The following is a 16896-nucleotide window of genomic DNA, read 5'->3' as shown; positions in this document are numbered from 1 at the left end:
TAGGTTGGCCGCCTGTGGCGTCGCGCGAACTGATCTTGAGCTTCGAAGGGCCTGACAAGGTCGTTCGACCTGATCGCTTCCCGGCCAAGTCGCTCCTCGCCGTCCTCCTCGCGTTCGTGCAGCTCGTCGAGAAGATCGGCGGTCACGACGCAGCGTTCGACAACGACGAAGCTCCATTCGGCATCGTGCTGAAGGAGCTTCGGGCGGACTCGATCCAGTACGTCCTCGGCTTCGTTCCGAAGCTCGAGTCGGTGTCGCCGGTCGCGGCGCGACGTATGGGGATCGACGCGGCGGCGGCGGCCATCCAGTATCTCGAGCGGCGTGACGTGGGCCCGCCCGGCATCCGTTCGCGGGCCAAGCGCCTGGCAACGGCCCTTGCCCGGCTCGAGTCCGTCACCGCTCATCTGCGCGGGGCCGTCGTGGCCGCGCTCTCCGAGCTGGCCGAGGCGCCGCCTGCGCCCACGGTCGTGGCGATCGAATCGTTCCGTGCGAAGATCCTCAAAGCGGGCGGCCTCGCGCCTCGCGTGCAGTTGAAGCTCGCGGGCAGCGGGCGTCCGATCACGCTCGCGGCGCCGGAAGGGCTCGCCCGACTCGCAGGAACTTCGCTCTACGCAGAGGTCGACGTCACCGCTCAGATCGAGCGAACGGCCGACGACCGCGTGCTCCACGGCCTGCTCACGAGTCTCCGCGTGATGGAGTCGGGCGATCCCGTCGCCGCCTTCGATCGATGGTACGAGCGTGCAGGAAAACCGTGGGCGAACGTGAAAGACATCGAACGAGGGCTTGGACGTGGCGAAAGGTGAACGCGTGAAACGTGCGGCTCTGCCGGAGCGGCTGATGCTCGACGCGGGTGTGATCATCCGCGCACTCGAACACGGCAATCCGGCTCGCAAGGCCGACCCCCACGTGGCCGATTGCCGAATCCTCTGGGAGCGCGCGCTCCGCGAATGCCGCGTGCTCATGCCTCCGTTCGTGGTGCTCGAAGTCCTCGCGAGCGAAGGTGCGCCTGACCAATTTCCGATCGTCAAGACGATCGAGCACGTCGCGTTCTCGTACCAGGCGGCCGAACAGATGGCGAAGTGGGCCCGGACGGAGGCCAAGAAGCGACTCGCCCGCGATACGAAGACCGTGCGCCGCGTGCTCAATCACGACGCGCTCCTCGTCGGAACGGCAGCCTTCCACGAGGCCGAGGTTCTCGTGACGCTCGACGAAGGCGTCAAGGCCCTCGCCAAGCTCGCGCGCGTCCGCGTGGCCGAGCCCAGCGATCTCCTCAAGGGAACGCAGGGCAAGCTGTTCGCGTCGGAGTCGTAAGCACGAAGCGTCGTGTTCGACGGACGCTCACAGCGTCGTTACGTCGAGCGTGCGAAAGTTCTTCGGCAATCGATGCACGTGGGGCGTCACGCGCACGATGGCGCTGAAGACGCCTTCGCCGTTGCCGTAGCTCGCGGGCAACACGGCGAGCCGTTCAGGGTCGTTCTGACCGATCTTGGCGTAGGCGCCCATCGCAATCCAGGGCAGTCCGCCGCCTGCGAAGAGTCCCACGTCGAAGCCATTCGCGGCGCGCGCCCCGCTAGGCCGAATCGAATTACCGGTATAGCGACTCATGGCGACCGTCATTCCGCCCGAGACATACGCGCCTTGCCTCGAGAACGTGTGCGTGCCGCCCAACGTGGCACGGGCCCGACCGTACCGTGGCCGCACGGCGTTCGTCTCGGCCGAGCCTTCGACATCGATTCGAAGAGCAGGCAAGACGAGCGCGGCGCCGACGTTCGCAAAGGCTTGTCGCGTGAGGTCGAGATAGCCGAGGCGAGCGGAGAGCGCGAACGGAGCCTTCCAGAAGCGCACGTCTTCGGCGTCGACGTACGTCGTCGCGATCGGACGCGACGTTCCCGAGAGCACCAGCGTTTGAGAAATGTGCGAGCCCGGAATCGACGCCACGAGGTAGCCCCGCGTGGGACTCTCGAATTTCGGCACGGTCGTCGCGGGCGTGGTCTCCACGACCTCGGGTGTCATAAGCCCTGCGCTGACTTCCACCCATTGCCGGTAACGTGCAGTGCTGGAGAAAACGAATCCACGATACGTCGTATTCGGAGCACTCGATGTCGGGTCGTTGGACTGTTCGAAGATGCGACGTTCGCCGACCATGACGTCGACGCCCCACGACTCCTTCTCGACGGCAAAGATTCCGCCACGCGCGAGCGCTCCCGTCGTGATTCGGTCGCGCCCCGAGCAAAGGTCGACGAGGCTCGCCGACAGAACGTAGCTGCCGCCGACGTGGAGAGGTTCGTCGGGTGGATTCGGCTCGGCAGTGCCACCGAGCGACGTGGCGTCGGGGTCGGTGGACGACTTGCGAATGGCCTCGAAGGCATTCGCGCGGTCGACGTCGTAGGTTCGCCGCATCGCCTTCAGCTCTTCGAGCGCCCACACGGCCCGCCGGTCTCCATCGCGCAGATCCGCGGCAGGACAGTCGGCGCGCGACGGAGCAGAGACCATGAGCACGACGAGCGCGAGAGATGCGGAGAGGCCTACGCAGCGAGGGGTCACGATGAACCCATTCGACCGCAATCGACGTGCCACCGGTCGCGCCCTGGATCCTTTCGCGAAATGAGCCGACGATGGGCGGCCTCGTCGCCACGTTCACGCCGACGCGTGGACGGCCGTTCACCCGCGAAGCGACGTCCGCGCATGGCGAGTCGCCGCGTTCGCAGCTCGCACCCGTGAATCGAAGCGAATTCTCACTTCAGGTCGAAGGGAGCCTTTCCGTCGTCCACGACGATCTGCCGCGCAATGGCCCGTGTCAGAGGGGCAAGGACGGAGAAGTGATCCGCCCCCTTGACCGCGAACCCCGTCACCGGGGCCCCCTTCGCGGCCTTGGCAAGTTTGGGCAGCACCCGTGCGTTCGATGGCTGCTCGGCCCCCTCGAGGATGAACGTCGGTGTGCGAATCGTCGCCATGAAATGAATGGGCGAGCGGACGAAGGCCTCGTCCTCGTCGGCGAGGGAGGGTATCTCGTCGCTGTAACCGTAGACGTCGGCAACGGGGCCGAACGCGAAGACCGCACGGAAACGCGTGGACGACTGCGCGACGAGCAGTGCGAGCGTTCCCCCGGTGCTGTGCCCACCGAGGAAGACGCGCGTCGGATCGACGTGAGGGAGCTTCGAGACGTAATCGGCGGCGGCAAGAACGTCGTCCACTTCACCGAGCAAGAATTCACGACGTCCGGGGTTGTCGTTGCCTCCGCGGAGCGACGGAATGAAGAGCACGATCCCCTCCTCACGGAAGGCACGCGCCGTCTGATCATTCTCCGGAGGCGCGTCTTCCCAGGCGCCTTCGTCGATGCCGTTGCTGAATCCGCCCGGAATCCACACGATGGCCGGACGGCGCGACGCGTCCGCCGTTGCCGGCGAGACGTACGCCGAGAGCAAGCCGTTCGACGAGGGGTACTTCACGAGCTCGAGCACGCCCTTCGGGGGCGACGGCGCGGCGTCCTCCCTCGGCTGTGGATCGACGACGCGCGTGGTGAACCCGCGGCGTGCGTCCGTTAGCGACGGCGCCCGGCTGGGCTCGGCCGGCTTCGATGCCTGCGACGAGGACGCCGGCTTCGCCTCGGCGGCGACCGCCTGTTTACTCCGCGGAGTGCACGCCACGAACGACAACGCCGCGGCAACGACGAGCCCCGCGGCGCCTACGGCATCTCTGTTCACTGCAGAAACCTCCTTGCTACATGGGTGTTCGACGAGCAATCCCACGAACCTCGTTCGTTCGTGAGCCGAGCTCGTTCACGGGGCGAGATCGCCGACCGTGACGAGGGGAAAATCGGTGGCGGGGACGACGGATTCAGTGGCCGTGACGGCGTAGTACAAAGAGTATTTATCGGCGTCGCTGGGGTTGCACGAGCCGTCGTCTCCAAGCCAGTAGTAGTACGGTTGGCCGAGCGGCGGAGCTGCGGGCCGACGAAAGACCGTATACGCGTAGAGGTCGTGGTCGGTGACCACCTTGTACAGCGTGGGATCAGCGCCGCACGTCATCGTCCAGGTCTCGAATCGCAGCACGCGCTGTTTGCACGCCGCGTCCGCGTAGACGTTCGTTCCGTAAGAAAAGATCGTCGCAACGCGCGGCAGACATCGGAATTCCACACCGTCCTGGCCCGACGCGAGTTGGATATCGCACGGCAGTCCGTACTGGCGAAGGTAAGGCACCGACGCGCGCGACGTCTGGTCGAGTCCGTCCAGCGATGTCGCCCGCGGTGCGCGAAACTCGATCTTCTCGCCGTGCACGGCCCGCGCATCACTCGCCACGATCTCGTTCGTCACTTCCGGAGTTTCGGATCGAGGAAGCTCGACGAACGAGTCTTTCGTGTATGTGTCCGTGCCGGGATACGACATGAGCGAGCACGAATTCGAGCTCACGAGGTACACCGTCGGCACGACAGGCTTGGTCGGCGCGGCCACGGCCCTCACGGGACGGCAGTCCGAGCGCGGGTCGGTGCCCACGTGTTGGAGAGCATTCGTGCTCACGGGTCGGGACGCCTCGCAGCGCTGCCCGGGGACACTCCCCAGGTTCACGAGCGACTCCGTGCATGCATCGTCGACGAACCCGAGCGACTCGGAGGCCCAACGCTCCGCAGGAAGGAAGTGGTAATTGCCGTCCTCGCCTGGATAAAAGCGACCTTCGACGTCTCGGGCGTGATCGACGACGACCGGGTTCATCGAAGCAAACGAGCCGTCAGGACCCGTGAACGTGTCGGTCACGACCGTGAGGCGCGTTCCGCTACGTTCGGTCGGGAGTTCCGACGTCGCACTGGTTCGCTTGAACTCGCCGAGCGCTGCGTCGTCGAGGGCCGTCGGCTCCGCGTACAGTCTCGCGGTCGTCGAGCGCTGGTAGCATCGTCCATCTTCGTTCGTGTAGGCGCTGCCCACGGTCGGTTGCGTCGTGACGATGCCGACCTTGGTCGTGCACGCCTCGCCCCAGCTGGCGTACGTGGTGGACTTGGGCGTCCCCGTGGCGAAGAGCACGGGTACCGTGCAAGCCGCGTCTCGAAAGCCTTTTTGTAGGTACATCCTGTCGATCGGCACGCAGCCCCAGCGCCCGTCGCCGAGCGACGAGAGGGTGCATCGCCGGCGCTCCTGCGCGTCGTACCAGACCCCTTCGAAGACCTTTCGTCGTGCGCCGTCGTCGTAGGTCTCGAGGGAGTACAGCGGCTGGAAGCGCGTCCCCGCTCGTTCCGTGAGTGAGTCAGGCAACGCCGCGGCGGGGCTCGCATCGCGCGCAGGCTTCTTGGTGTCGGTGGTGACGTCGCTCGACGCATCCGGCGCAGCAGGATCCCGAGTCTCCTCGCTCCCGTCACCGCAATGCGCGAGTGAAAGGAGCAACAGGGCTCCGAGCGGAACGACAAAAGCCGCGACGGGCCGTGCAGCGAGGGACTTCACGAATCGTCATCCTAAGAAACCGCATTGCGTCATTTCAATGTCGGTTTGCCATCGAAGGTCCGCGTCGGATCGGGGGAGCCCTGATACGGGCATGTGCGCTCTTTTCCGATGAGCTCCGAATTCGGGAGCTGGTGCGAAAGATGCTCGGGCAAGCGAGTGCATGGACATCGACCGCCTCCTTCGCCGTAGTGCTTCGGCGCAGCCCGTGATTGCGCTCGCGGGCCTGGCGGCGGGCGCGGTCTTCGCCCTGCTCGGATGGAATGCGGCGCGCGACGCGGTTTGGGCCGCCGTTACAACGGCCGTGCTTGCCTTCACGGTCATTTCCGCCGCGCGTGATGCAATGCGCGGCAAAACCGGCGTCGACCTCATTGCCATTCTCGCGATGGCTGGCGCGCTGGCGCTGCAAGAATTTCTCGCCGGCGCATTGCTTGCGCTCATGCTCACCGGAGGCAGTGCGCTCGAAACCTACGCCGCTCGGCGCGCGCGGCGGGAACTGACGGCGCTCCTCGAGCGGGCACCTCGGATTGCCCATCGACTGCACGACGACACCGTCGTCGACATCGCCGTCGATGCCATCGCCACCGGCGACGTCCTGCTCGTCAAACAGGGTGAAGTGACACCGACCGACGGCATCCTCGTCTCCGGCATCGCAGCGCTGGACGAGTCGGCGATCACCGGCGAGTCGAGAACCGTCACCATCCACACCGGAGACAAGCTCAGTAGCGGCTCGAAGAATGCCGGTGCGCCCTTCGAGTTCCGCGCGACCACGCGCGCCGACGAGAGCACGTATGCCGGCATCGTCCGGCTCGTGCGCGAAGCCGAGACGTCGAAAGGAGCCTTCGTTCGGTCGGCCGATCGGTACGCGTCGCGCTTCCTCGTGCTCACGCTCGTCGTCGCAGGGGTCGCCTGGCTCGTGTCGGGACAGGCCGTGCGCGCCCTCTCGGTGCTCGTCGTCGCGACGCCGTGTCCGCTTCTCCTCGCCGCCCCCGCCGCCATCCTGGCCGGCGTTTCCTACGCAGCGCGCTACGGCATCATCCTCAAAGGGGGTGGCCCGCTCGAGACGCTCGGTCTCGCGAAGATCGTCCTTCTCGACAAGACGGGAACCATCACCCGCGGACGGCCGCGAGTGGTCGCAGTCGAGACGTTCGGCGAGCTCGATGGCGACGAGCTGGTTCGCCTCGCGGCGGCCGTCGAACAGGTCGCGACGCATCCCTTCGCGCCGTCCATCCTCGCCGAGGCTCGAAACCGAGGACTCGACACCCCCTTCCCGACGGACGCACGAGAGGAAGCCGGGGCCGGAATTTCCGGCGTGATCGAAGGCCGGCGCGTAGCCGTGGGAAGGGCTGGATTCGTCGCGCCGGGCGCTGCACGCTCCGCACGGGTGCGGGCCATCGAGACGCGAACCGCCGCCGAGGGCTCGTCGAGTGCGTTCGTCTCCGTCGACGGTGAGCTCGCCGGCGCGCTCCTGCTCGAAGATCCGATTCGGGCGGAAGCTCCGCGGGCTCTTCATGCACTTCGAAAAACTGGCATCGCCCGCATCGTCATGGTGACGGGCGATCATCCCGACGTGGCCGAGCTCGTCGGCGATGCCGTGGGCGTCGACAAGGTCCTCGCCGAGCGAAGCCCCGAGGAGAAGGTGGAGGCGGTTCGCACCACACGCGGTGCCGGCAAGACGATCATGGTGGGCGACGGAGTGAACGATGCCCCGGCCCTCGCCCTTGCGGACGTGGGCGTGGCGATGGGCGCGCGTGGGGCTAGCGCCGCGTCCGAAGCGGCGGACGTGGTCCTCACGGCGGACCGGCTCGAAGGCCTCGTCTGGGCCGTGCGCATCGCGCAGCGAACGAGATACATCGCACTCCAGAGCATCCTCGCCGGGATGGGTATGTCGCTCGTCGCCATGGTCGTCGCGGCGCTCGGCTTCTTGCCGCCTGCCGCGGGCGCCGTTTTGCAGGAGGGCATCGATCTCGCCGTGATCCTCAACGCACTTCGCGCGCTCGGCGGAGGTCGAATCGTTCCACCGCGCCTTCCAGGACAGGAGGAACTTGCCGCGGAGTTGCACACCGTTCACACGCATCTCCGGCCGCGCGTCGAAGAGCTCGCGACATTGCCGGCGCGCCTCGATGTTCTCTCGCCCGACGAAGCACGGAACGAGCTCGAGAGGATGCGCGACTTCCTCGAAAACGAGCTCTTGGTGCACGAGCGCGACGAACAGCGAACGGCGTATCCGATGATGGCACGGCTCTTTCACGGCGAAGACGTCACGGGTCCCCTCGTACGGACCCACCAGGAAATCGCCCGACTCGTGAGGCTCTTCTCGCGACTCGTCGATCAGTTGCCGCCCCAAGGACCGCACCCCGGCGACCTGCGCGATCTGCGACGCGTGCTCTACGGCCTGCACGCGATTCTCGCCTTGCACTTCTCGCAGGAAGACGAGCTCTATTCGATCCTCGACATGCCTTCGGCCGGATCCCGCCAAAGCGGTCCGTCCGCCTCTGGCCCGTCGAAGCCCGCGCTTCGCCCGGCGTAGCCGTCCTTACCGCCGAGCATGTCCCAACGATCCTCTTGCGCATCGGGATGTTCCTAATACCATTAGGAACGTGCCTTCCAAGACTCGAAAGCCGCCGGCCCGCCCTCGAGCGGGCTTGTCGCGCAAAGCCGTGGTCGATACCGGAGCGACGCTCGTCGACCGCGATGGATTCGAACAGCTCACGATGGCGTCTCTGGCGAAGGAGCTCGGCATCGCGCTTCCAAGCCTCTATGCGCACGTGCGGAGCCTCGAGCACCTCCGACAGCAGATCGCCGCGCTCGCGACGGGCGAGCTCGGTTTGCGCATGAGCGAAGCCATCGAAGGGCGTGCTCGCTCCGAAGCCCTCTTCGAGCTCGGGCGCGCATACCGTGCCTACGCCCTCCAGCACCCTGGCCGCTACGTTGCGAGCTTCACGGCCGTCGACACGACCGACCCGGAACAGCTCGAAGCCGGCATGCGCTGCATTCGATGCATCACCGCGGTCATGCGGGGATACGAGCTCGTCGAGGCCGCCGCCACCGATGCCGCCCGCTTCCTTCGTTCGAGCCTCCACGGATTCGTGAGCATCGAGCGCATCGAAGGTTTCGCCCATCCGCGCAGTCGCGAGGGCTCCTTCGAAGCGCTCCTCCTCGCCCTCGATCGCGCGCTCTCGACCTGGCCATCCGACTCCAAGCCCGTCGCCACCGGCGCCACACGAACGAAGTCCAAGAAGTCGTCACGATGAATCCCGCCGAGATCCTCTCCCAGTTCGACGTCGAAGCTCCCTGTCGCGATGGCGTGGTGCTTCGCTGCAACGTCACCCGGCCGGCCGGCGAAGGTCGCCATCCGGTCATCCTGGTACGCACACCCTACGGCAAAGACGGCTCGCGCAGCGACCCGCTACTCGACGCCGTCGGCCTCGCACGCGAGGGCTTCGTGGTGGTTTTGCAGGACGTGAGGCAACGTGGCCGCTCCGGCGGGGACGGCGACTTCGTGCCTTTCGTCCACGAAGCCGACGACGGCGCGGACACGGTGGAATGGGCCGCCGCCCTCCCCTTCTCGAACGGCCATGTCTTCACGGTCGGCCCCTCGTACTTGGGATTCACACAATGGGCGCTCGCCACCCGAAATCCCGAATCGCTGAGGGCCATCGCCCCGAGCCAGTCACCGAGCTCGCCGTGGCGATCGACGTTCTATCGCGGCGGAGTGTTCGAGCTCGGCGCCATGGTGCCCCTGTTCATGTCGTTCGGCCTCGACATGCTCATGCGGCGTCATGCGAAGAACCTCTCGGCCCTGCAGACGAGCCTAGGCGGACTCGTCGCCCATCTCGACGGACTGACGAATGGCGCATTCGAGAATTTGCCCGTATCCGAATTCGCGGGATTGACCGGCGACGACGTTGGGCGCGCGCTGCTGGATATGCTCGCTGCGCGAGGGGAACGGACGCCCATGGTCCGCGCGCTCGTCGAAGCACAATCGTACGAATCCGTGAAGGTTCCCGCCTTGATCACCGGCAGTTGGTACGACTTCTTCTGCCAAGCTGCGATCGACCAGTTCGTGGGCATTCGGAAGCACGGCGGAAGCGAGCGTGCGCGGCAACGTTCCCGCCTCGTCATGGGGCCATGGACGCACGCCTCTCAATCCGCGATTCACGGCGAAGTCCATTTCGGGCTTCGCGGAGCGCCGTCCATGTTCGGTCAGGGCGGACTCCGCGCCGAAACGCTGCGATTCTTCCGAGAGCAGCTCGAAGACGATCCGAAGCCGACTGCGCCGGTGAAGATCTTCGTCATGGGAGCGAACGTCTGGCGTGACGAATGGGAATGGCCCATCGCCCGAACGCGATTCGTTCCTTGGTATTTCGGAAGCGAGGGTCGTGCCAATGGCCGCCACGGCGACGGCTCGCTGGGCCCTGAGCAGCACCCCTCGCCATCGGACCGCTTCGTCTACGACCCTGCGAGCCCCGTGCCGACATGGGGCGGCAGCAACGTTGGAGCAAGCGAGCTCCCCGGACCGCGCGATCAACGGCTCGTCGAAGACCGCACGGACGTCCTCGTCTACACCTCGGCCCCGCTTGCCGAGCCGCTCGAAGTGACGGGAACCGCCGTCGTCGAGCTCTGGGCCTCCTCGAGCGCGCTCGACACGGATTTCGTCGCCCGCCTCGTCGACGTGGCTCCGGATGGCACGGCGCTCGCCGTGGCTGAAGGCATCTTGCGAGGAAGGTATCGAGACAATCCCGAGCAACTCGACGTCGAGGTGCCCCTCGAGCCAGGCGTTCCGACGCTGTTCCGCATCGAGCTCACGCCGACGAGCAATCTGTTCCGTGCGGGCCATCGGCTGCGCGTCGACGTGACGAGCAGCTGCTTTCCGCGATGGGAGCGCAACCTGAACGTGTGGGACGCGCGCAATGCCACCCTCGCCGACGCGCAGATCGCCTCGCAGCAGATCTTCCACGACGAAGCGCACCCTTCACGGATCATCCTGCCGGTCGTCCCGCCTCGCTCGTAGTCCGCGAGGAGCAACCTCAGCCGGATGGTCTGGGGCACGGCGTTTGCCGCGCCCTATGCCGAAAAATGTGCGCGAAGCGTGCCATCGGCATCGGCGGCGAAGACGTGAAATCCTGGGAACAACTTTCCTTGGCGGACGGTCGTCTCTACGTGGGGGATACGAAGCCCCAACGAGAAGCCCGCACGGAGGAGACTGTCATGCAGGTTACCGTCCGCTCGAACGTGGCCCTGTCCGATGCCCTCGCGACCCACATCGAGAACAAGCTCGGTCTCGCGTTGAATCGTTTCCGTGAGCGCATCGGAGCCGTGACCGTACGCTTCATCGACGTGAACGGGCCGCGAGGCGGGGTGGACAAGCGCTGCCGCGTGATGGTGGAGATTCCCGGTCACAAGTCCGTCGTCGTCGAAGCCATCGACGCCGATGGCTACGTAGCCATCACGCGAGCCGCCTCTCGGCTCGACGAGCAAGTCTCTCGCGCGATTGCGCGCCTACGCGAGCATCCGCGCGCGAGCACCCACTCGCCACGACGCCACGCGGCGTGAACGTCGATCAACGAGTCGTTCACGGCACGGGCTGACCCGCGCGGCTCGGTGCGAGTGCAGCCGAGCCGCGGCCGATGAAGAGAACCATCACGGCCGTCGCGACGCAGAGCCCGCCCGCGGAGAGCCAGGCCAGCGTGTACGTATCGAACATCGTGCGTAGCGTACCGGCGGAGAGCGCACCGAAACCGGCGCCGATTTGGTGACCGGCGACGATCCAGCCGAAGACCGTCGGCGCGTCGCGCTCTCCGACCGTATCTCGCGTCAACTTCAACGTCGGAGGCACGGTTGCGATCCAGTCGAGACCGTAGAGAACGGCAAAGACGGGGAGAGCGAAAACCTCGTCGCCAAAGGCCTGTGGCAAATAAAGGAGCGAGAGCCCGCGAACGCCGTAATAGACGAAAAGAAGTTTGCGCGCGTCGAACCGATCCGAGAGCCAGCCGCTCGTGGTCGTCCCCACGAGGTCGAAGACGCCCATGATCGCGAGAAGGCCCGCCGCTCGCACTTCGGGAATGCCGTGATCGTGGCAGGCGGGCACGAGGTGCGTGCCGACGAGTCCATTCGTCGTCGCGCCGCAAACGAAGAAGCTCGCTGCCAATATCCAGAAATCGCGTTTGCGAGCGGCGGATCGGAGCGCCTCGATCGCGAGTACGAACGGATTGCCTTGCACCGGCGGAGGTTCCGGCTCGGCGGGAGAGGCACCATAAGGTCGTAGCCCGATGTCCCGTGGATGATCCGCGCGGAGCAAGAGTACCACCAACACGAACACCACGCCGAGCGCGACGACGAGGAGCGTGGTCACGCTTCGCCAGCCACGATGCTCGACCAGCCAGGCGAGCGCTGGGAGGAACACGAGCTGCCCCGTGGCGGTGCTCGCCGTGAGAATGCCCATGACCATTCCGCGGTGACGATGAAACCAACGCGAGACGATGGTCGCGCCGAGCACCATGGCGGCGTTGCCCGAGCCAATGCCCACGAGCACACCCCAGGAGACGAGAAGCTGCCACGGATATCGAACGTGCGAAGCGGCCGCGACGCCAACGAGCATGAGCAGGAGAGCGACCATCGTGGTCCGGCGCACGCCGAAGCGCTGCATCGTGGCCGCGGAGAACGGACCTACGAGTCCGTAGAGCACGAGATTCACCGTGATGCCCGCCGAAATGACGGCGCGCGACCAGCCGAATTCGGCTTCGAGCGGAACGATGAGAACGCCGGGCGTTGCCCGTACGCCCGCCGCGCAGATGAGCACCAAGAACGTGGTGGCCGCGACGATCCACGCGGGATGAAACCGCCGATTCGCGGAGTTCACGGGGCCTCCCGACGAGCCGCGTCGACGCGATGCATGAATGCTCCTACGTGATCCGCCCAGAGGGCTGGATGCGCTTGGGTGAGATGGCCATGGGAAGACGGGGTTCCTGGCTGAATCACGAATTCGGCGCCCGGAACACGCGCAATCAGGCGTTCGAGCGTGCCGAGCTCCACTGGATTGAATTCGTCGTCCGTAAAGTTGAGCGCAAAGACACGCGCCCGAATCTTTCCGAGGTCGGCCTCGGGATCGTAGTCCTCGGAGGACTCGAGCGAATACAGAACGTCGTTGGCGTCCATGACGCTCGCCTGGTCCACGGCCGACTGAACGAACGCATCGGCCGACGCTCGATCGGGGATCGTGGCCTGGAGATGGGGTACGCCGTCGAGCATCATTCGAAAGAGCGGGAAGGCTTCCGTCCAACCTCTCGGCGGCTCGCGATAGTCGCCATTCTTCCAATCCGGGTCGGTTCGGATGGCTCGCGACACGATACGGCGCCAAACGAGGTTGCGGCCTGTGATGCGGGTCGGAAGTGCAACGACGGGCATGATCGCTTCGACGTCGTTCGGATGATTCTCGGCCCAGAGCCAGGCATGCATCCCGCCCATCGACATGCCGACGATCGCACGCAGCCGACGAATTCCGAGTTGCTCGGAGATCAGCCGATGCTGGATGTCGACCATGTCACGATAGCCATAATGCGGAAAGCGAGCGTGGAGCCCGTCGCTCGGCTTGCTCGACCGCCCGTGGCCGACGTTGTCGACGAAGACGAGGTAGTGGCTGGCGGGATCCAGCGGTTTTCCCGCGCCGTAGAGCGAGCGCACGTATTGGTCGCTCCGAACCGCCTCCGAGCTCGCGCTCGTCCAGTGCAAGACGAGCACGGCGTTGTCGACGTTGCCGGAGGCGTCGCGGTGCGGCGACCCGAGCGTGGCGTAGTGGATGCGGAGCGACGGAAGCGTCTCACCGCTGCGAAAGGTGTATCGACCGAGATCGACGTCGTGCTCTTGGAAAGCCGGACGTACGACGTCGACGGGGGCGGTCACCGACATCGGTGGGGACGCGCTCGCCTTCGGGTGCGATGGCGGCGCACAGCCCACCGCCACCAGCGCTCCGAGAACGACCGACCTGCGCACGACGAGTGAATTCGACATGTTGCCATTCCCATCGAGGGCATATGCCCGTATTGACCGAAACGACGCCCCGCGCCCCTGGCGCATGGTCCGGTGCTACCCGCTCAAGCTCGTGACCGCGCGCTGGAGGAGGCGACGGAGCTCGCTCGCGTCCTCTGCCCCGAGCTGGGTTTCAAGCTGCTTTTGCGCCTGGTGCCACGCGTTACGAGCGCTCTCGAGCTTGCGCTTGCCCGCCGGTGTGAGAGACAGGCGCGACGAACGCCGATCCGCGTCATCGACGCCGAGCGAGACCAAGCCGTCGCGCTCGAGCGGGCGAAGATTGTGGCCGAGCGTCGAGCGGTCCATCACGAGCTCCGTCGCGAGCTGTTGGAGCGTGGACGCGCCGAGACGGTCGAGCACGGAAAGGACCGAGTACTGCGTGACGCGAAGCCCGGTATCGGCGAGCGCCGTGTCGTAGAGCTGCGTGACCTGACGGGCGACCTGGCGAATGGCCAGGCAATGGCAGGGCGTTTCGCGGGCCATGGCGCATGGATAGGGGTACATGCCCATGTTGTCAAAGCCCCCGTGACTGAAGGCGCCGACCGCGGCCTGCAAGCGCGGTTTCTTCGGCCCTCGGACGCGGTAGAGTCGTGGGAGCTTCCCATGAAGGCCGTTCTCGAATTCGACCCGCAGGAGCGCTCTTACGGACCGGCCACGGAATCGGTTCGCGCGATTCTTCGCGGCTGGGCCGACGTCGATTGGTTCGGACAAGGACCGCGAAACCCCTTCCGCGCAGCCCAGCGCTTCGCCGAACACCACGCCCGCGCGCGGCTTCACCTGCCCGACGAGTTCCCGCCCTCGTTCGACGCGCGGATTGCTCGAGGCGACTGGAACGCCTTCGCCGAGCTTTGCGGACGAGCGCGCGCCAATCGCAGCTGGAGCTGGAAGTCCGGCCCTCTCGAACGACTCTCGTTCCAACACCAGCGCACGAAGAATTGGACGCCGGAGGAGAGTCTGGCGGGCCTCGGCATGAAGCTCGACTTTGCGACTGCCCTCCCGAAGGAGCGCGCCGAGCTCGCGGGTTGGTACAAGAGCCAGGCAGACATGGACGCGCTGTTCGCCATCGAATGGCAACTCGCGGAGCGGAGCAACGATACGAGCGCCAACCCGTTCCTCCCGCTCCTCGACTGCTACGCGAGCGGGATTCTGCCGTTCGGATTCGGCCCGGAAGAGTTCGTTCTCTTCGCTCTGACCGAGGCCTAGCTCCTACCCTGCTCGCCGCAGGGTCTTCTTCTTCGTTCCTGGCTCGGGCTCGTGGCGTAGAAGGTCACCGGGCTGGCAATCGAGGAACTCGCATATCCGTTCGAGGGTATCGAATCGGACGCCTTTGACCTTGCCCTGCTTCAGAAGCGACAAGTTCGCTTCGGTGATGCCCACGTATTCCGCGAGCTCCTTCGAACGAACGTTGCGTTCGGCAAGCACGACTCCGAGACGGACGACGATGGGCATGGGTCAGACGATCTGCGCGTGTTCATCGGCCAGCGCGGCGGCCTCGGCAATCACGCCGCTCAGGAGAAACAGCGCCGCGGAGAAGACGGCGGGAAGAACGACGCCCGAATCGACGTGAATCGCGAGCGCGTGCGCTCCACTCGATGCGGTCAGCAGCAACCCCGCAAGCGTCGGAGCAATCAGCGCCGCGGCACTCGCCCCTAGCATCCAGGTCGCCGCGAGCCTCAGCGTGCGCGCCACGTCGAGCGTCAGCGAACGCCCACTTCGTATCGACAGGGCGCACCGCCGTAGAGCTTCCAACGAGACGGAGAGAGCCAGCGCCGGTGCGAGGCCGAGGCCGACGAGCGCAACACGCGCTAGGCCGCTGACGCTCACCGGGCCCGGTAGCCCAAGCCCGCGTGCGAGATCGGCACTGCTCGCGCGCGCCGTGGCGACGAAGACGATCGCCGGAAGGGCAATGGCCAGAAGTCGGAAGGCGATCGACAAGGTACGCGGTGCCCGCGACGCGCGACGGAAGCGACCCGTTGGCCGGTCCTCGCGATCTTGCGCATGTTGCATGGGACGATCGTAGCACGACGACAAATTATCGTTTTGCAGAAACTAATTTCTGCAACACAGTGAACCCAATGAAGCGCATCGCGACCTTCTCACTTCTCTTGGCCGCTCTCCTACCACTCGCTTGCGGACAGGCGGCTTCCCCCGCAGCGTTGCCGCCGGACGCCGCGTTTCCGCTTCCCGCCGACTGGGCCGAGTCCCTGCCTACGGAAGCCGCCGCAGCGATCGACCGAGCTGCCGAGTCGCATCGCGTGCTCGCCATCGGCGAAGGCGACCACTACGTCGTCGAGAAGTACGCCTACCGCCTCGCGCTCACGCGCCGCCTCGTCACGCGCTACGGACTGCGGAGCTTTGCGATCGAGATGGGCGCGTCGGACGCGGGACGCATCGAGCGGTATCTCGAGTCGGGTGACGAAGCATGGCTGCATCGTGTGGTTCTGTATGGCTACGCAGGCGAAACGGACGACGAGAAGCGAGAGCTCGCCCCGATGTCTCGCGGCATTCGAAGGCCGTGTGACGATGCTTGGGCCGAGGCCGAGCGTGCGTTCTTCCGGCAGCTACGAGCACTCGGCGTCGAGGTCGGCGAGCCCATCCGTCTCTTCGGGTTCGACTTCGACGCGACCCCCGGAGGTGGCTATGCCGATGCGCGGAGCGCCATCGCGGGATGCGCGGGCTCCCCGGACGTCGCGCCACTGGCGGAGGCGTTGACACCTCCCAGGAATACGAATCTCGATGCCGAAGTAAAACGACTCCTCGACGTGATTGCGCGTATCGACGGCACGCGTCCATCGCTCGACGCTGCCTGTGGGGCGGAGGCCTCCGCACGGCTTCGCGATGCGCTCGATCAGCTCGCGTTCTCCTACCGAACCTTCGCCGATTGGAAATCAGCCGCAGCGGACACGAGCCAAGCAGGCGCCGCGCGACTTCGCACCATGTTCGTCACGCGTGAAGAGCGGATGTTCACGCGGTTCTCCGCGTTTCAGGCCTCACTCCCGAAGGCGTCCCCCGTCGCCATCTTCGCCCACGACATGCACGTCGCGCGCGACTCCGAATCACTCCGCTACGGGCTCGCGCCGCACGACGGTCCGATGTGGGCGAGCCTCGGAACGCGCATCGATCGCGCCGAGCCAGGTTCGCTCTGGGCGTCATGGCTCCTCTATGGAAGCGGTTCTCGTTACACGCCGGACAGCCAGGCCGGGTTTGCCACGGTCGCGTTGCGCCCGGATACGTTCGAAGCGGCACTGTCGGCGACCCCCGGAAAGACGTTCATCGACGTCGCGCGCCTCCCGCCTGGAGCCGTCGTCGATCGCGCCCTCCCCTTTGGAACCGACACGAGCAATGGCTCCGGCAAAGTGCGCGGCGCGACCGACGCCATCGTGTTCTTGCCGACGGCCTCGGCGGCGCCCGGCTGTGAGCCGTCGCGCTGAGCGCCCATCAC

Annotated in this window: 16 protein-coding genes; 8 read left to right on the top strand and 8 right to left on the bottom strand. The window is 66.1% G+C overall.

Annotated features, from left to right (window positions below; genetic code table 11):
* The first annotated feature begins 14 nt into the window (after nt 1–14).
* Nucleotides 15–803, top strand: a complete 789-nt coding sequence (locus AKJ09_RS28570; RefSeq protein WP_146651033.1) for a hypothetical protein — start codon at nt 15–17, stop codon at nt 801–803.
* 4 nt (nt 804–807) lie between these two features.
* A complete protein-coding gene (locus AKJ09_RS28565; protein WP_146651032.1) occupies nt 808–1311 on the top strand; it encodes a hypothetical protein in 504 nt (167 codons plus the stop codon).
* A 27-nt stretch (nt 1312–1338) separates the two neighbouring features.
* On the opposite strand, the gene AKJ09_RS28560 is transcribed toward AKJ09_RS28565, so the two are convergent.
* From AKJ09_RS28560 to AKJ09_RS28550, 3 genes are all read right to left on the bottom strand, one after another.
* Complete coding sequence (locus AKJ09_RS28560; protein WP_146651031.1) at nt 1339–2544, bottom strand: hypothetical protein; 1206 nt, start codon at nt 2542–2544, stop codon at nt 1339–1341.
* A 191-nt stretch (nt 2545–2735) separates the two neighbouring features.
* Nucleotides 2736–3704, bottom strand: coding sequence for an alpha/beta hydrolase family protein (locus AKJ09_RS28555; protein WP_169927947.1), 969 nt, complete (start codon nt 3702–3704; stop codon nt 2736–2738).
* A 75-nt stretch (nt 3705–3779) separates the two neighbouring features.
* Nucleotides 3780–5429: a hypothetical protein gene (locus AKJ09_RS28550; protein WP_146651029.1), complete on the bottom strand. Its 1650-nt coding sequence runs from the start codon at nt 5427–5429 to the stop codon at nt 3780–3782.
* A gap of 160 nt (nt 5430–5589) precedes the next feature.
* Between AKJ09_RS28550 and AKJ09_RS28545 the strand changes: the two genes are divergently transcribed.
* The 4 genes from AKJ09_RS28545 to AKJ09_RS28530 all read left to right on the top strand — a co-directional run bounded on the left by AKJ09_RS28545 (nt 5590) and on the right by AKJ09_RS28530 (nt 10982).
* Nucleotides 5590–7956, top strand: coding sequence for a heavy metal translocating P-type ATPase (locus AKJ09_RS28545; RefSeq protein WP_146651028.1), 2367 nt, complete (start codon nt 5590–5592; stop codon nt 7954–7956).
* 70 nt (nt 7957–8026) lie between these two features.
* Nucleotides 8027–8680, top strand: coding sequence for a TetR/AcrR family transcriptional regulator (locus tag AKJ09_RS28540; RefSeq protein ID WP_146651027.1), 654 nt, complete (start codon nt 8027–8029; stop codon nt 8678–8680).
* Nucleotides 8677–10440: a CocE/NonD family hydrolase gene (locus AKJ09_RS28535; RefSeq protein WP_169927946.1), complete on the top strand. Its 1764-nt coding sequence runs from the start codon at nt 8677–8679 to the stop codon at nt 10438–10440. The genes AKJ09_RS28540 and AKJ09_RS28535 overlap by 4 nt, the downstream gene beginning before the upstream one ends.
* 197 nt (nt 10441–10637) lie before the next feature.
* Nucleotides 10638–10982 carry an HPF/RaiA family ribosome-associated protein gene (locus tag AKJ09_RS28530; protein ID WP_169927945.1) on the top strand — a complete coding sequence of 115 codons (345 nt, stop codon included), beginning with the start codon at nt 10638–10640 and terminating at the stop codon, nt 10980–10982.
* A gap of 19 nt (nt 10983–11001) precedes the next feature.
* On the opposite strand, the gene AKJ09_RS28525 is transcribed toward AKJ09_RS28530, so the two are convergent.
* The 3 genes from AKJ09_RS28525 to AKJ09_RS28515 form a co-directional block, all read right to left on the bottom strand.
* Nucleotides 11002–12288, bottom strand: a complete 1287-nt coding sequence (locus tag AKJ09_RS28525; protein ID WP_146651024.1) for an MFS transporter — start codon at nt 12286–12288, stop codon at nt 11002–11004.
* Nucleotides 12285–13436: an alpha/beta fold hydrolase gene (locus tag AKJ09_RS28520; RefSeq protein WP_146651023.1), complete on the bottom strand. Its 1152-nt coding sequence runs from the start codon at nt 13434–13436 to the stop codon at nt 12285–12287. Before AKJ09_RS28520 ends, AKJ09_RS28525 begins: the two co-directional genes overlap by 4 nt.
* 75 nt (nt 13437–13511) lie before the next feature.
* Nucleotides 13512–13937, bottom strand: coding sequence for a MarR family winged helix-turn-helix transcriptional regulator (locus AKJ09_RS28515; protein WP_205633824.1), 426 nt, complete (start codon nt 13935–13937; stop codon nt 13512–13514).
* Nucleotides 13938–14057: 120 nt separating this feature from the next.
* On the opposite strand from AKJ09_RS28515, the gene AKJ09_RS28510 reads away from it, so the two are divergent.
* Complete coding sequence (locus tag AKJ09_RS28510; RefSeq protein WP_146651022.1) at nt 14058–14657, top strand: hypothetical protein; 600 nt, start codon at nt 14058–14060, stop codon at nt 14655–14657.
* 3 nt (nt 14658–14660) lie between these two features.
* Here AKJ09_RS28510 and AKJ09_RS28505 read toward each other — a convergent pair whose 3' ends face one another.
* Both AKJ09_RS28505 and AKJ09_RS28500 read right to left on the bottom strand, forming a co-directional pair.
* Complete coding sequence (locus tag AKJ09_RS28505) at nt 14661–14903, bottom strand: helix-turn-helix domain-containing protein (RefSeq protein WP_146651021.1); 243 nt, start codon at nt 14901–14903, stop codon at nt 14661–14663.
* A 3-nt stretch (nt 14904–14906) separates the two neighbouring features.
* A complete protein-coding gene (locus AKJ09_RS28500) occupies nt 14907–15461 on the bottom strand; it encodes a hypothetical protein (RefSeq protein WP_146651020.1) in 555 nt (184 codons plus the stop codon).
* A gap of 68 nt (nt 15462–15529) precedes the next feature.
* Between AKJ09_RS28500 and AKJ09_RS28495 the strand changes: the two genes are divergently transcribed.
* Nucleotides 15530–16885 carry a TraB/GumN family protein gene (locus AKJ09_RS28495; protein WP_146651019.1) on the top strand — a complete coding sequence of 452 codons (1356 nt, stop codon included), beginning with the start codon at nt 15530–15532 and terminating at the stop codon, nt 16883–16885.
* Nucleotides 16886–16896: the final 11 nt, after the last annotated feature.

Origin of the sequence: Labilithrix luteola (assembly GCF_001263205.1) — a bacterium.
GTDB classification, from domain to species: Bacteria; Myxococcota_A; Polyangia; order Polyangiales; family Polyangiaceae; genus Labilithrix; species Labilithrix luteola.
This window is presented reverse-complemented; position numbering and strand designations above follow the sequence as displayed.

Coding starts and splice junctions, on each gene's coding strand:
- AKJ09_RS28500 (WP_146651020.1), bottom strand. CDS start 15,461: ATGCAACATGCGCAAGATCGCGAGGACCGGCCAACGGGTCGCTTCCGT.
- AKJ09_RS28510 (WP_146651022.1), top strand. CDS start 14,058: ATGAAGGCCGTTCTCGAATTCGACCCGCAGGAGCGCTCTTACGGACCG.
- AKJ09_RS28535 (WP_169927946.1), top strand. CDS start 8,677: ATGAATCCCGCCGAGATCCTCTCCCAGTTCGACGTCGAAGCTCCCTGT.
- AKJ09_RS28530 (WP_169927945.1), top strand. CDS start 10,638: ATGCAGGTTACCGTCCGCTCGAACGTGGCCCTGTCCGATGCCCTCGCG.
- AKJ09_RS28515 (WP_205633824.1), bottom strand. CDS start 13,937: ATGGCCCGCGAAACGCCCTGCCATTGCCTGGCCATTCGCCAGGTCGCC.
- AKJ09_RS28495 (WP_146651019.1), top strand. CDS start 15,530: ATGAAGCGCATCGCGACCTTCTCACTTCTCTTGGCCGCTCTCCTACCA.
- AKJ09_RS28505 (WP_146651021.1), bottom strand. CDS start 14,903: ATGCCCATCGTCGTCCGTCTCGGAGTCGTGCTTGCCGAACGCAACGTT.
- AKJ09_RS28520 (WP_146651023.1), bottom strand. CDS start 13,436: ATGTCGAATTCACTCGTCGTGCGCAGGTCGGTCGTTCTCGGAGCGCTG.
- AKJ09_RS28545 (WP_146651028.1), top strand. CDS start 5,590: ATGGACATCGACCGCCTCCTTCGCCGTAGTGCTTCGGCGCAGCCCGTG.